Raw genomic sequence first — 13,051 nt, 5'->3', positions numbered from 1 at the left:
ATGTGTATAAGAGACAGCTGCACTTACTGTATCGTGCCCCTGGCCCGGGGGCCCTCCCGAAGCCTTCCCGAAGAGGAGGTCCTTGCTCAGGCCCGGTGTTTCGTGGAAGCCGGCTATCACGAACTGGTGCTCACGGGAATTCATCTGGGTTTCTGGGGGAGGGATCTTTCTCCGCCCCGTACGCTGGTGGATCTCCTGCGTCAACTGGAAAGGCTGGGACCTGTGCGTCTGCGCCTCTCCTCGCTGGAGGTCACCGAAATCACCCCGGATCTTCTGGCCTGGGCGGAACTCTCGCCGGCTTTTGCTCCCCATTTCCATATTCCCCTGCAGAGCGGCGACAACCAGATACTTCGGGCCATGGGGAGGCCCTATACCGCGGGACTTTATCTCTCGGTGCTTCAGGAGATACGAGAGCGCTTTCCGCACGCCGCCATAGGAGCAGACGTGATAGTTGGTTTTCCCGGTGAAACCGAGGAGGCCTTCCGTCGCACCTACGAATTGATCGCTCAAAGTCCCCTTACCTATCTCCACGTGTTTCCCTTTTCGCCGCGTCCGGGGACCCCGGCCTCTCGCCTTCCCCGTCCTCCGGCCGAGGTGGTATCGCGACGGGCTCGCGCCCTGCGGGAGCTCGCCCAGGCCAAAAAACGATCCTTCTATCAATCTCAGGTGGGACGGGTCCTCCAGGTCCTGGTGGAGGAGAAGGAACCCCGCCAGGGTCTTCTGCGTGGTTTGTCCGAAAATTACCTTCCGGTCTATTTCCAGGGGAACGGCTCTCTTAAGGGGCAGGTGGTTAAGGTTCGCATCCTCGAGGTTAACGGGGATCGGGTCTTGGGGGAAAGGATATAAATCCCAGATAGAGATAGTGCAGCCCGGAAACAACGGTTAAGGTGGCGGTAAGATAGAAGAGGGGTTCCAAGAGGGCCGGCCGGAGGGAGGCCATCACCGCAGCGGCGGTAACGATCTGGACCATGGTGTTCAGCTTACTGAGGCGGGAGGGCCTGATTTCAGGCGTGACAAAGAAGAGATGTAAGATCAGAAATCCGCTAATGATGAATACATCCCGGCTTATCACCAGTACCGCCAGATAGACCGGTAAATACCCCTTCCAGGCACAGAGGAGATAAATGGTATCCAGGAGGAATTTATCCGCCAGGGGATCCAGCACCGCCCCGAGAAGGGACTTTTGACGGAGTTTTCGGGCCAGAATTCCGTCCAGGGCATCCGAGACCCCGGCTATCACGAAGAGGACCAGGGCCTCGGTCTTCCGGGCCGAAAGAAGGGCGATCATAATAACCGGGACCAGAAGAAGCCTTATCAGGGTTACCAGATTGGCCCAGGTAAACATTCTCCTAACTTTACTTTTGAAAGGCGGAGATTAAAATAGAGGAATAAAGTCGCCGGTGTAGCTCAGCTGGTAGAGCAGTGGATTCGTAATCCACAGGTCGGGGGTTCGAGTCCCCCCGCCGGCTCTTAATATTCAAGGGTTTCAGCCGATTCACCTTATTGAGAATGAGTTGCGAGAGAAAACCCAGGGAAAGTTTAGCGTAACTTCTGGACTTTTTGTTTCTTTCTCGACGTATTTTTGGTAGCACGATGTGTTAAATCTCTGTTAAATCCGGGGTTCCGTTCCCGGTTGTCGTAGCGGACAATCTCTGTTCCACGGTGGATTAACTTCACGGCGAATCGGCGGACTTTACCTCTGTAGGTTTCAAACCATACGTGAATGGCGGTATCGTGGTTAAGGCGGATAAAAATAGTTCCGCTCACTCATCTTTCTCTTTCACTTTCGGGAACGGGATTACTTTAGCACCCTCGAACACGGACCGGACTTGTTCGGCTCTTAAGCGGGCGTAGCGGCGGGTGGTTTGAGGCGAACTGTGTCCCAACGCCGCCCCAACTTCCTCGTAGCTGAAGCCGTCCTTGAGGCGCTGGATAGCGAACGAGTGTCGGGACGCCTGGTAGATGTCCCCCCTCGATACCGACCTTCTTGCAGGCTTTATAGAAGAGAAAGATGATCACCTGGTTCCGGGGCCTGGATTCGAACCAGGATTCTGGGAGCCAAAGTCCCATGTCCTGCCAGTTAGACGACCCCGGAACCCAGTATATTCTAATCGAATCTACGAAAATGTAAAGTTCCTCCGAATTTTTCGGGTGTTGACAGGCCCCATGATCTATGTAATTACAAGGCTAATCTGCAAATTATCTTGGTAAGGAGTGGCCTATGATCGAGGTGAGGCTTCACGGTCGGGGTGGGCAGGGAGCGGTAACCTCCGCAGAGCTTATTGCGGTGGCCGCTATAAACCAGGGCAAATACGCACAGGCCTTTCCCAGTTTCGGGCCGGAGCGTCGGGGAGCGCCGGTACAGGCCTTTGTACGGGTAAGTGAGCATCCCATTCGCACCCGGGAAAAGATCTATTTTCCGGATGTGGTCCTGGTGCTGGATCCCTCCCTTCCTTCCATTGTGAAGGTAACTTCCGGGCTAAAAGAAGATGGCTGGGTCATCCTCAATTCCCACAAGAGCGAAAAAGAGCTGCGGGAGATGCTCGGATGGCAGGGAAAGATGGCTGTGGTGGATGCCACCAAGATCGCTCTGGAGGAACTGGGTCTCCCCATAACCAATACCACCATGCTGGGGGCTTTTCTGGCCGCTACCGGCCTGGTGGATCAGGGTTACCTTGAGGAGGCTCTGGAGGAGAGGTTCGGGCGACTGGCCGAAAAGAATAAAAAAGCCCTGGCCCGGGCCATCAAAGAAATCAAGATCTATCAGTAAAGGAGAAGCGCCATGCCCAAAGGAAAAGACACCGCCCTTATAAGCTGGAAAGAGGTCCCCTTCGGGTGCTATATCCTCGAACCCGGAAACTCGGTCCGGTTTAAGACCGGTGACTGGCGTTCCTTCCGTCCGGTGCTGGACAAAGAAAAATGCGTCAAGTGCGGCCAGTGCTACATCATGTGCCCGGATATGACCTATACCCAGGATGAAGAAGGTTACTACATCGTCGATCTCACCTATTGTAAGGGCTGCGGGATCTGCGCCAGCGTATGTCCCAAGGGGGCCATTACTATGGTGGTAGAGGAGGTTTAATCATGGGCAAACGTATAGCCAAAGAGGTCTCCATAGCCATAGCCGAAGCGGTAAAGCAATGCCGGGTGGACGTAATCGCGGCCTACCCCATTACTCCGCAGACCCATATTGTGGAACATCTCAGCGAATTGGTGGCCAACGGGGAGCTGGATGCCGAATACATCACCGTGGAATCCGAGCACTCGGCTATCAGCGCCTGTCTGGGCTCGGTAGCCACCGGGGCGCGCACCTTTACCTCCACTTCTTCCCAGGGTCTGGCCCTTATGCACGAGATCCTCTTCATTGCTCCGGCCCTTCGTCTCCCGGTGGTCATGGTGGTAGCCAACCGGGCCCTCTCGGCCCCCATCAGTATCTGGAACGACCACGGCGACATTATGGCCGAGCGGGATATCGGCTGGATCCAGACCTTTGCCGAAAACGGGCAGGAAGCGGTGGATCTGGTCTATCATGCCTTCCGGGTGGCGGAGGACCGACGGGTGATGTTCCCGGCCATCGTGAACATCGATGGTTTTACCCTGAGCCACATGATCGAGCCCATCGAACTTCCGGATCAGGAACAGGTGGACCGCTATCTTCCTCCTTTTCGGCCCCGCTACAAACTCGACCCTCGCAAGCCCCTGACCATGGGGCCGGTGGGCATTCCGGAGATCTATACCGAGGCCAAAAAGGCCCAGGACGAGGCCTTCAAAAACGCCTACCGGGTAATCCTCAAGGCCTGGGATGAATTCGAGGAGGTCTTCGGTCGGCGCTATCGTCCGGTGGAAACCTACCGTATGGAGGATGCGGAGGTGGCCCTTCTCATCATGGGGTCGTTGGCGGAAACGGCTATGACCGCCGTGGATCGTATGCGGGAAGCCGGGAAAAAGGTGGGCCTGGTACGGCTTCGTCTCTGGCGTCCCTTCCCTCTGCGGGACTTCGTAAAGGCGGTAAAGGGCCTTAAGGTTCTGGCGGTGATCGATCGAGCCCTCTCCCCCGGGGCCACCGGAGGCCCGGTGGGCACGGAGGTGCGCTCGGCCCTTTATCAGGTACCCGGACGTCCCCGGGTGGTGAACTTTATCGCCGGCCTGGGGGGACGGGATGTCACGGTAGAGGATTTCGAGGAAATGGCTGACCGGGCCTATGTCTATATGAAGAAGAAACCCAAGGAACCCTACGAGATGATCGGGGTAAAGGAGTAGAGCCATGCTGAAAGAATGGGCCAAGTTCAAAGGGTTTAGTGCCAAAAATCTCCCCAAGGAGGAACCCTTCGCTCCCGGGCATCGGGCCTGTCAGGGTTGTGGTGAGGTCCTGGCGCTGCGTCTGGCCTTGAAGGCTCTGGGGATGAACGTTATCGCCATCAGTGCCACGGGCTGCATGGAGATCATTTCCAGCCCCTTTCCCTACACCTCCTGGCGGGTACCCTGGTTGCACGTGGCCTTTGAGAATGCGGCGGCGGTGGCTTCGGGGGTGGAGGCAGCCCTCAGGGCCCTGAAACGTAAGGGGCGTTTTCCCCGGAATCGACGCGTGGATGTGGTGGCCTTCGCCGGAGACGGAGGAACGGCGGATATCGGGCTTCAAGCCCTTTCCGGAGCTCTGGAGCGGGGGCACGACCTCGTCTATATCTGCCTGGACAACGAAGCCTATATGAACACCGGAGTACAGCGTTCGGGTTGTACGCCTTACGGAGCGATGACCACCACCAGCCCTCCCGGGAAGAAATCCATCGGACAGATGACCTGGAAGAAGAATGTTCCGGCCATAGCCGCCGCCCATGGAATTCCTTATGTGGCCACGGCCACCCCGGCCTTCTTCCTGGATCTCATGAACAAGGTTAAAAAGGCCGCGCTGGTGGAGGGGCCGGCTTACGTGCATATCTACTCCCCTTGTCCCACCGGCTGGGGAACCAAGGGAGAGGATTCCATAACCCTGGCCAAGCTGGCGGTGGAAACCAGAATATTCCCGCTTTATGAGGTCATTGAGGGGAAGTACTATATCACCCGGAAGATCACCAAACCCAAACCGGTGGAGGAATACCTGAAACGCCAGCGGCGCTTCCGGCACCTTACCGAGGAGGAAATTCGCAAGATCCAGGCCCGCGTGGATGCGGAATACGAACGTTTACTGCGACTAGCGGAGTGCCTGTAATCTGTTTTCCCGGCCCCCGGAAGGGCTTCCGGGGGCCTTGACAGAAGGGAAGCAGGGTTTTTTAATTTAAATCTGTCGGAGCGGGAATAGCTCAGGTGGTAGAGCGCCACCTTGCCAAGGTGGAGGTCGCGGGTTCGAGTCCCGTTTCCCGCTCCAAAATCTTTTCCTTTAATCCTCCAGAAATTTTTCACCCCTTGTAAAAGGCCTCTCTTTTGGGTTACTCTTGAATTAAGAGAATCTTTGTGGTCCCGAAGATCATAATTACTGGAAATTAAGGAGGGGTCCATGGAGATCACTTTTTATGGCCATGCCGTCTTCAGGGTGGTAACACCCGGGGGTCTGAAGATCCTGATCGATCCCTGGATATCCAATCCCCAGGCTCCGCGGGAGGTTGACCGTGGCCCCTACGACTTCGTCCTTATCACGCACGCCCACGGGGATCATCTGGGAGAGGTGCTGGAGCTGGCTCGTACCGCAGCCACCGAAGTAGTGGCCATTCACGAGGTCCAGCAGTATCTCATGGCCCGGGGGATCCCCAAAGCCACAGGGATGAACATCGGAGGAACTTACGAAACCAGGGGGATCAAGATCACCATGGTGCCGGCGCTACACAGCTCCTCCTTTCCGGACGGGACCTACGGGGGGGATGCCTGCGGGTTCGTAATCGAAATGGAAGATGGACGCAAACTTTATCACGCGGGGGATACGGGACTCTTTGCCGAAATGGCCTTTATCGGTGAACTTTACCAACCGGAGGTGGTCTGTCTTCCCATAGGGAGTCATTATGTAATGAACCCCCGGGAAGCGGCCAAAGCCTGTGAACTTCTTCGGCCGGAAGTGGTCATCCCCATGCATTACGGCACCTTTCCCCTGCTCACCGGCACCCCGGAAGCCCTGCGGGAAGAACTGAACCTTCGCGGGCTCTCCGTCCTGGTAAAGGAACTCGCACCCGGTGAAACCTTTCGTTACGGAGAGTAGTCTTGCTTCCGGTGGTAGCGGTGGTGGGGGAACACGGGGTGGGGAAGACCACCCTGCTCGAGGGCCTGATACGGGTATTGCGGGCCCGGGGATTTAAAGTAGGGGTGGTCAAATCCACCAAGGAACCCCGGGGAGAAACCGATCGTCCCGGGACCGACACCTTTAGACTGCGGGAAGCCGGAGCCGAGCCCGTGGCCCTCTGGGCCGGAGAGGAGGTGGTGATCTATTCCCGGTCCTTTCCCTCTCGAAAGGCGGACTTTCCCTATCTTCTCTTTCGCGAGTTCGCCGACTGTCATCTGGTACTGGCCGAGGGATTCAAGGGGCTGGGTTATCTTCCCAAGATAGAGGTCCTGCGCAGGGAGGTCTCCCGGCGGTATCTCTTCCGCGAAATCGAAGGGGTGGTGGCTCTGGCCGCGGATTTCCGTCCCCCCACCGAGCTTCCGGTCTTTCGCCTGGAGGATGGGGAAGCCCTGGCCGATTTTCTGGAAGAACGCTTTCTGCGGGTTTATTCCCCCCGGGTCCAGGTTTTCGTGGACGGAAGACCCGTGGCCCTTAACCGCTACGTACGCCGGGCCCTTTCCGGATTACTATACGGATTTCTTAAGAGCTTACGGGGGGTGCCCCAACACCCCCTCCGGGTGGAGATCCGGCTGGAAGATCAATAACGGACCGAAAAAGAAAATACATAAAGAAAAACAAAGATTCCCAGCAGAAGATAAATAAGGACCTGGTTCTTCCGGGGAACCAGTCCTTCGAATTCATACCGACAAAGATATCGGATGGTGTAAAGGCCCCCCAGGGTCCCTAAAAAGATCAAAAAGAGACCCGCTAACCGGATAAATTCCGGGGGAACGGTGAAATGGTAGGCCAGAAGATAGTCCCACCGTAGCTGACGCCCCAGGGTGGGCAGGAAGTCTCCCACATTGCGCAGGAAGTACTCCAGTCGATAAACCAGTTCGCCGGTAAAAGCCAGGGGTAAGACCACCGGCACCATGGGAGAAAAGCGGCCGAAAAGCTCGTCCTCGTAATAGACGAAAAGGTGCGATCCCAGGCGAATGAACTGGATAAAAAAGAGGGTGGATACCCCAAAGAGCAGGGTAAAGGTCACCGTGGATCCATAGCCCAGGAGGTTTTGTAAGCGCGCAAAATAGGGGGTTTCATAAAGAAACCGGGCTAGCTGCGAGCCCATGAGAAGAGGAATCACATAACCACAGGTTACATAACGTCCCTTATTGATGATCTGTTCCCGCAGGGGGTGCCGGAGATAAAGGGCTGGAGAATCGTGGGCGCAAAGGGTGAGACAGTGCCCGCAAACCAGACAGACCAGATTGTTCCGGGCGTGATAGGCCCCCAGAAAAACCGGACAGGGTTTCTTTCCGGGACGCCCCCGCCGACAGGCAAAATCCTTGCATTGAGCACACTTGGCCGGATCAGCCCGAAATTCGGTCAGAGCCATGGTGGCCGCAGAACCGATAATCTTACCCAGCGGACAGAGATATCGACACCAGGTATAGCCTCGATAAAGAACTCCCATAAGAGTAGCCCCCAGGACGATACTCAGGAGGAGAAGTGCGGTGGAGAAAGGGGAATGTTTCATATCGGTGACGGTTTCCACCCAGATGATGAAGAAAAAGCCGGCGGTGGCCAGGTGAAGGCCTTTACATACCAGCCACTTAGGGGGAGAACGCAACCGGGAAAGCTTCAGGTTTTGGAGAAGACGGGCCAGACCGGGAAAGGGGCAGAAGGCGCACCACATGCGCCCTACAAAGAACCAGGAAAGGACCACGCTGGTCCACCACACTCCCCAGGCCAGGAAAAGCATAACGTTGCGATCGGCCTCCTGGGGGCCGAAAAGCCCCAGCAGGATAAGGATCAGGAAAACGATGTCCCCGAAGGTTCGGATCCAGGCAAAATAACGTCGATTATAAAAAAACCGCTTGAGGGCCGGAAAGGTCTCGAATAAATTGAGACGGCCGTTATCCAGTTCCAGGCAGAAAACGGTATGTAATACCTTTTTCCACTTTTCCATTAAATTTAAGTTTTACCTGATTTTGGCCGGATGGATAAGAGCTTGAGAAAGTCTTAACAAACGGAAAGGGCCGGGGTATCTTCAACCTGCCCCAGGAGCGTACAACATGGAAGAGAAGATCTACGTAACCGAAGCCATATTCCGGGAAGGATTTCCGGGTATCCACGTGCAATCCTCCTTCCCCATAAGACCCAAAAGCTTCGTTCTGGTAGAATTGGAAGAAAGAAAGGAGGTACTTCAGACCGTCTCGCGGAGCATTCCCCTTCCTTTACCCTCCGGGGCCCTGCCGCGGGTTCTGCGGGTGGCCCGGCGTAACGAGATCCGGCAGTACCGTGAAAACCTACAGTTCGAAAAAAAGGCCGAAGGGTATTGCCGGCAGTTCGCCCGGGACTTGGGGCTGGAAATGAAACTGGTACGCGTGGAACGGCTTTTCGACCGGAGCAAGGTGATCTTTTATTACACCGCCGAGGGACGCATCGATTTCCGGGAGCTGGTGAAACAACTGGTGCGGGCCCTGCGTACCCGGATCGAGATGCGGCAAATAGGAGTACGAAACGAGACCGCCATGTGCGGGGGGCTGGCGGCCTGCGGTCAGGAGCTCTGTTGCTCGGCTTTCATCCGGCAGTTCGCCCCGGTTTCCATCCGTATGGCCAAGGAACAGAGTCTGCCCCTGGATCCGGAAAAGATCTCCGGAATCTGCGGAAGGCTCCTGTGCTGTCTCCTTTACGAATACGAACTGTATCAGGAACTCTCCCGCAGCCTCCCCAAGATAGGCAAAAAGATCCGCACCCCGGTAGGCCCCTGTCAGGTGGTGCGTTACAATATTTTCCGTCAGACCGTGGTCCTGGAAAATCAGGAGGGACGCGAGGTAGAGATTCCGGTGGAAGAACTCAAACAAATCCTGGCGCAGGGAACGGAGGGGGCATGAAACGCTTTTACCTCACCACTCCCATCTACTATGTCAACGCCGAACCCCATCTGGGCCATGCCTATACCACCGTGGTTGCGGACACCGTGGCCCGCTGGAAGCGTCTGCAGGGGTACGAGGTCTTCTTCCTGACCGGGACCGACGAACACGGAGACAAGATCGTCCGGGCGGCGGAGGCCCAGGGGCTTACTCCTCGCGAGTATGTGGATCGTATCGCGGAAAAATTCCGGCAGACCTGGCCTCTTCTGCATATCCAATACACCCGCTTCATCCGCACCACCGAACCGAACCACAAGCGGGTGGTCCAGCACGTGCTCCAGTTCCTTTACGAGAAAGGGGACATCTCCTTCGGGGAATACGAAGGGCTTTACTGCTTCGGCTGCGAGCGTTTTCTCACCCGCAAGGAACTGCGCGACGGATTATGCCCGGATCACCGAACCCCCCCCACCCCCCTCCGGGAAAGCAACTATTTCTTTGATCTTTCCCGCTACCAGGACTGGCTGATCGATCACCTTCAGAAACACTCCGATTTCATCCAGCCTCCCGGATATCGGGAGGAGGTGTTGGGGCTCCTGCGCGAGGGGCTCGAGCCTCTCTGTATCTCCCGCCCCAAGAGCCGCCTTTCCTGGGGAATCGAATTCCCCTTTGATCCCAACTACGTTACCTATGTATGGTTTGATGCCCTTCTCAATTATCTTTCCGGAATCGGATACCCGGACGACCCCTCCTGGGAGAAATGGTGGCAGGTGGCCGAACATATTATCGCCAAAGACATCCTCAAACCCCATGCCATCTACTGGCCCATCATGCTTCGGGCCCTGGGGCTTCCGGTCTATCGACGGCTTCACGTACACGGTTACTGGAACCTGAACCAGGCCAAGATGTCCAAAAGCCTGGGGAATGTGGTGCGCCCCGGGGACCTGGTTTCCCGCTACGGGGCCGACCGGGTGCGCTATTTCCTTCTGCGCGAGATGGCCTTCGGTCAGGATGCCGAGTTCAGCGAGGAGGCCCTGGTACTGCGCACCAACGCCGAACTGGCCAACGATTTCGGGAACCTGGTCTTCCGCACCCTTTCCATGGTGGGGAAGTATTGCCAGGGGCGTGTGCCTGTCCCCGGGGAAGAAACGCCGGAAGATCGGACCCTTAAAGAACGGCTCCTTTCCGCGGTGGAGAATTTCGCCCGGGAAATGGATAATTTCCGTTTTCACCTGGGACTGAATCTTCTTAACGAGGCGGTCCGGGAAGCCAACCGCTATGTGGATCATCAGGCCCCCTGGGAATTGAATAAAAAGGGAAAGCAGGATCGTCTGGGACGGGTCCTTTACACCCTGCTCGAGGCCCTTAGGGTCCTGGCGGTGGTCCTCTGGCCCATCATTCCCCGGTCCTCGGAGCTTCTCCTCGGGAATCTGGGGCTTTCTCCGGCCGAGGAGCTATCTCTGGAAAGGGCCCTTGCCTGGGGACGCCTGAAGCCGGGACAGGAAGTCCAGAGGGGAAAGGCCCTTTTCCCCCGGCTGGAAAAGCCCTCTCTGGAGGTCCCGGATGGCGAAAAAGATTCTGCGGAGGAAAAGGTGGAAGAGAAGACCTATCCCCTTGAGGAATTCAAGAAATGGGATCTGCGGGTAGCCGAGGTAGTAGCCGCGGAACGGGTCCCGGGTACGGATCGTTTACTCAAACTCACGGTGCGTTGTCCGGAGGAACGCACCGTGGTGGCCGGAATCGCCGAGTATTATCGTCCGGAAGAGCTGGTGGGCAAACAGGTGGTCCTGGTGGCCAATCTCAAACCGGCCCGGATACGGGGGGTGCTCTCGCAGGGTATGATCCTTGCCGCCCGGGACGCCAAGGGGTTGAGGCTCCTGGTGCCCGAGGAAGCCGTTACTCCGGGAGCGGAGGTGGGCTAATGCAGGGGGCAGAGATCTCGACTCTTCTTTTGCGTACCCTGCGGCTATATCATGAACCGGTGGCGGTATATCTCCTTCGAAAGGCGGATCCCTCCTTTGAAACCTTCTCCCGCCCCAGGAATCGGCTCTCCATCTGTCAGATAGTGGCTCATGTAAGGGAAGTGGGGGAGGGGGTCCTTCTTCGCCCGGAGGGGCTTCACTGCCAGACCGCGGCCTTTGTGTGCGGTTTCCCCTTTCGGGAGGAAAGGGTCAAGAAAACCCTTTACAAGTTCCTTCAGCCGGAGGCTGCGGAAAGGTTATATTCCTCCAGATCCCGTCTTCCCGCGGGAGAGTTCGAGGCCCTGGCCTTTAGCCCCCTGGATCGAGCGGAAAGCCCCCCGGAGGTCCTTCTTCTGGTGGTGGATGCCCTCCAGGCGGCCCATCTCCTGGATTTCTATCTCCTGGGTTCCGGGGCCTCCGAGATACCGCTTACCCATTATCCCAACGCGGCGGTCTGTGGATCCATGGTCAAGGCCTATCTGGAACAGAAACCGGTTATGAGTCTGCCCTGTCCCGGGGCCTTTTCCTCGGGCAAGATGGATCGAGGGGAGCTTTTCCTGGCCTTCCCCTGGAAGGCCTTTGAGGTGGTGATCCGGGTCCTGGAGGATAAAGCCCGCAAGGGACAGGTCTCTTTTCTGGGAGGTCCGCGCCTGGTGGGGGAGGACATCTGTCGCAACTGCCCTCTGATCGCCTTTAGATCGGAAAAAGGCTAGATCCGTCCGAAGGTCCGGCTCAAATCCCGCAGGTAGCCGGCCAGATCGGCGGTGAGGGTTTCCTCCTTAAGACGCCATTCCCAGTTGCCTTCCGCCCGGGAAGGGACGTTGATGCGGGCCTCCTCCCCCAGTCCCAGGACATCGGCCATGGGGACCAGGGCCAGAGCCGCCGGGGAGACATAGGCCAGCCTTATCAGCTCGTGGGCCACGGTCTCCGGGAAGACCTCCCGGCCCAGATAGGACTCCAGCCGCCTTCGCCCCTCGGAATTAAGTTCCCGCTCGAACCAGCCCCGGGCGGTGTTGGTGTCGTGGGTGCCGGTATAGACCACGGACTGAAATTCGTGGCGATGCGGAAGATAGGGACTATCCTCCTCGAAGAAGGCAAAGAGAAGGACCTTCATCCCCGGAAGGCCGAACTTCCGGCGAAGTTCCCGCACCTCAGGGGTAATGTAACCCAGGTCCTCGGCCACGAGCTGGGGCTCCCAGAGATGGCGGAACAGACTTTGCAGAAAGCGTTCCCCCGGGGCCTGAACCCACCTTCCCCGTACGGCGGTCTCTTCCCCGAAGGGGACCTCCCAGTAAGCCGCAAACCCCCGAAAATGGTCCAGACGCAGGAGATCGAAGAGTCGGAGGTTGTGTCGGATCCGTTCGATCCACCAGGAAAATCCCTCCCTCTCCAGCGCCTCCCAGTCATAGACCGGGTTGCCCCAGAGCTGACCGGTGGCGCTGAAATAGTCCGGGGGAACACCGGCTACAAAGCGGGGTCGGAGATCCGCATCCAGCTTAAAGAGATGGGGATGACTCCAGACCTCCACGCTCTCGTAACCCGGATAAAAGGGCAGATCTCCGAAGAGAAAGACCCCCTTGGAATGCGCATATTCTCGAAGTTCCTGCCACTGACAGAAGAAAATATATTGCTCAAAGGCGAAATATCGTCTTTCCTCCTCAAGGATCTTGGCGGCCCGGGCCAGGGCTTCGGGATGGCGTTGGCGCAGGTCCTCCTCCCATTCCGGCCAGGGACGGCCGGTCTTTTCCCAGAGGGCCCGAAAGAGGCTGTAATCCTCCAGCCAGAAGGATTCGCGGGAAAAGAAGGCCTCGAAATCCGAACCGGGACGAAAACGCGAGAAGGCCCGGGTCAGGATTTCTCTCTTGAATCTTCGGACCCGAACATAATCCACCCGATCCTTCGGGAAATCGGGGGGCGAGATCTCCCTCTTTCGCAGGAGCCCCTCCTGGTAAAGCCTTTCCGGGCTTATGAGC

At 57.2% G+C, this 13,051-nt stretch carries 13 protein-coding genes and 3 tRNA genes; 12 read left to right on the top strand and 4 right to left on the bottom strand.

What is annotated here, in order from left to right; translation table 11 throughout:
- The coding region (locus F8J34_RS02935) for a MiaB/RimO family radical SAM methylthiotransferase (RefSeq protein WP_297056367.1) at nucleotides 1-846 on the top strand (846 nt) is incomplete at its 5' end.
- Here F8J34_RS02935 and F8J34_RS02930 read toward each other — a convergent pair.
- Nucleotides 812-1,345 carry a CDP-alcohol phosphatidyltransferase family protein gene (locus F8J34_RS02930; protein ID WP_297056365.1) on the bottom strand — a complete coding sequence of 178 codons (534 nt, stop codon included), beginning with the start codon at nucleotides 1,343-1,345 and terminating at the stop codon, nucleotides 812-814. The genes F8J34_RS02935 and F8J34_RS02930 overlap by 35 nt on opposite strands.
- Before the next feature lie 51 nt (nucleotides 1,346-1,396).
- Here F8J34_RS02930 and F8J34_RS02925 point away from each other — a divergent pair.
- A tRNA-Thr gene (locus tag F8J34_RS02925) sits at nucleotides 1,397-1,469 on the top strand.
- 551 nt (nucleotides 1,470-2,020) lie between these two features.
- On the opposite strand, the gene F8J34_RS02920 is transcribed toward F8J34_RS02925, so the two are convergent.
- Nucleotides 2,021-2,095, bottom strand: a tRNA-Gln gene (locus F8J34_RS02920).
- Nucleotides 2,096-2,221: 126 nt separating this feature from the next.
- On the opposite strand from F8J34_RS02920, the gene F8J34_RS02915 reads away from it, so the two are divergent.
- The 7 genes from F8J34_RS02915 (at nucleotide 2,222) to mobB (ending at nucleotide 6,849) form a co-directional block, all read left to right on the top strand.
- Entirely contained in the window at nucleotides 2,222-2,770 is a 549-nt protein-coding gene (locus tag F8J34_RS02915) for a pyruvate ferredoxin oxidoreductase subunit gamma (protein WP_297056364.1), read from the top strand.
- A 12-nt stretch (nucleotides 2,771-2,782) separates the two neighbouring features.
- Entirely contained in the window at nucleotides 2,783-3,082 is a 300-nt protein-coding gene (locus tag F8J34_RS02910; protein WP_297056361.1) for a 4Fe-4S binding protein, read from the top strand.
- A gap of 2 nt (nucleotides 3,083-3,084) precedes the next feature.
- Entirely contained in the window at nucleotides 3,085-4,260 is a 1,176-nt protein-coding gene (gene porA, locus F8J34_RS02905; RefSeq protein WP_297056359.1) for a pyruvate ferredoxin oxidoreductase, read from the top strand.
- 4 nt (nucleotides 4,261-4,264) lie between these two features.
- The gene (porB, locus tag F8J34_RS02900) at nucleotides 4,265-5,206 is read left to right on the top strand and encodes a pyruvate synthase subunit PorB (RefSeq protein ID WP_297056357.1); all 942 of its coding nucleotides are present in this window, start codon (nucleotides 4,265-4,267) and stop codon (nucleotides 5,204-5,206) included.
- Nucleotides 5,207-5,286: 80 nt separating this feature from the next.
- Nucleotides 5,287-5,362 (top strand) — tRNA-Gly (locus F8J34_RS02895).
- Between the two features lie 129 nt (nucleotides 5,363-5,491).
- Nucleotides 5,492-6,184, top strand: a complete 693-nt coding sequence (locus F8J34_RS02890) for a metal-dependent hydrolase (RefSeq protein ID WP_297056354.1) — start codon at nucleotides 5,492-5,494, stop codon at nucleotides 6,182-6,184.
- A gap of 11 nt (nucleotides 6,185-6,195) precedes the next feature.
- Complete coding sequence (mobB, locus tag F8J34_RS02885) at nucleotides 6,196-6,849, top strand: molybdopterin-guanine dinucleotide biosynthesis protein B (RefSeq protein WP_297056369.1); 654 nt, start codon at nucleotides 6,196-6,198, stop codon at nucleotides 6,847-6,849.
- Here the strand turns inward: mobB and F8J34_RS02880 are convergent.
- Nucleotides 6,843-8,213 (bottom strand): 4Fe-4S binding protein, encoded by a 1,371-nt coding sequence (locus F8J34_RS02880; protein WP_297056352.1) that lies wholly within the window; start codon nucleotides 8,211-8,213, stop codon nucleotides 6,843-6,845. The genes mobB and F8J34_RS02880 overlap by 7 nt on opposite strands.
- A gap of 106 nt (nucleotides 8,214-8,319) precedes the next feature.
- Here F8J34_RS02880 and ricT point away from each other — a divergent pair, with 106 nt between their 5' ends.
- The 3 genes from ricT to F8J34_RS02865 are packed head-to-tail and all read left to right on the top strand — an operon-like array spanning nucleotide 8,320 to nucleotide 11,791.
- Nucleotides 8,320-9,141, top strand: a complete 822-nt coding sequence (gene ricT / locus F8J34_RS02875) for a regulatory iron-sulfur-containing complex subunit RicT (protein ID WP_297056351.1) — start codon at nucleotides 8,320-8,322, stop codon at nucleotides 9,139-9,141.
- On the top strand, nucleotides 9,138-11,039 hold the full coding sequence (gene metG / locus F8J34_RS02870) for a methionine--tRNA ligase (RefSeq protein WP_297056349.1): 1,902 nt from the start codon (nucleotides 9,138-9,140) through the stop codon (nucleotides 11,037-11,039). The genes ricT and metG overlap by 4 nt, the downstream gene beginning before the upstream one ends.
- Nucleotides 11,039-11,791 carry a DUF169 domain-containing protein gene (locus F8J34_RS02865; protein WP_297056347.1) on the top strand — a complete coding sequence of 251 codons (753 nt, stop codon included), beginning with the start codon at nucleotides 11,039-11,041 and terminating at the stop codon, nucleotides 11,789-11,791. The genes metG and F8J34_RS02865 overlap by 1 nt, the downstream gene beginning before the upstream one ends.
- Here F8J34_RS02865 and malQ read toward each other — a convergent pair.
- A partial coding sequence (gene malQ, locus F8J34_RS02860) for a 4-alpha-glucanotransferase (protein ID WP_297056346.1) occupies nucleotides 11,788-13,051 on the bottom strand: 1,264 nt, incomplete at its 5' end. The genes F8J34_RS02865 and malQ overlap by 4 nt on opposite strands.

It is taken from the genome of Thermosulfurimonas sp. (genome assembly GCF_015491435.1).
Classification (GTDB): domain Bacteria; phylum Desulfobacterota; class Thermodesulfobacteria; order Thermodesulfobacteriales; family Thermodesulfobacteriaceae; genus Thermosulfurimonas_A.
The sequence above is the reverse complement of the archived record's forward strand: the minus strand, read 5'-3'. Positions and strand labels throughout refer to the sequence as shown.

Bases quoted from the DNA above. Each gene is read 5' to 3' on its own strand.
- F8J34_RS02865 (WP_297056347.1), top strand. From the start codon at position 11,039: ATGCAGGGGGCAGAGATCTCGACTCTTCTTTTGCGTACCCTGCGGCTA.
- metG (WP_297056349.1), top strand. From the start codon at position 9,138: ATGAAACGCTTTTACCTCACCACTCCCATCTACTATGTCAACGCCGAA.
- F8J34_RS02930 (WP_297056365.1), bottom strand. From the start codon at position 1,345: ATGTTTACCTGGGCCAATCTGGTAACCCTGATAAGGCTTCTTCTGGTC.
- porB (WP_297056357.1), top strand. From the start codon at position 4,265: ATGCTGAAAGAATGGGCCAAGTTCAAAGGGTTTAGTGCCAAAAATCTC.
- F8J34_RS02890 (WP_297056354.1), top strand. From the start codon at position 5,492: ATGGAGATCACTTTTTATGGCCATGCCGTCTTCAGGGTGGTAACACCC.
- F8J34_RS02880 (WP_297056352.1), bottom strand. From the start codon at position 8,213: ATGGAAAAGTGGAAAAAGGTATTACATACCGTTTTCTGCCTGGAACTG.
- ricT (WP_297056351.1), top strand. From the start codon at position 8,320: ATGGAAGAGAAGATCTACGTAACCGAAGCCATATTCCGGGAAGGATTT.
- F8J34_RS02910 (WP_297056361.1), top strand. From the start codon at position 2,783: ATGCCCAAAGGAAAAGACACCGCCCTTATAAGCTGGAAAGAGGTCCCC.
- F8J34_RS02915 (WP_297056364.1), top strand. From the start codon at position 2,222: ATGATCGAGGTGAGGCTTCACGGTCGGGGTGGGCAGGGAGCGGTAACC.
- porA (WP_297056359.1), top strand. From the start codon at position 3,085: ATGGGCAAACGTATAGCCAAAGAGGTCTCCATAGCCATAGCCGAAGCG.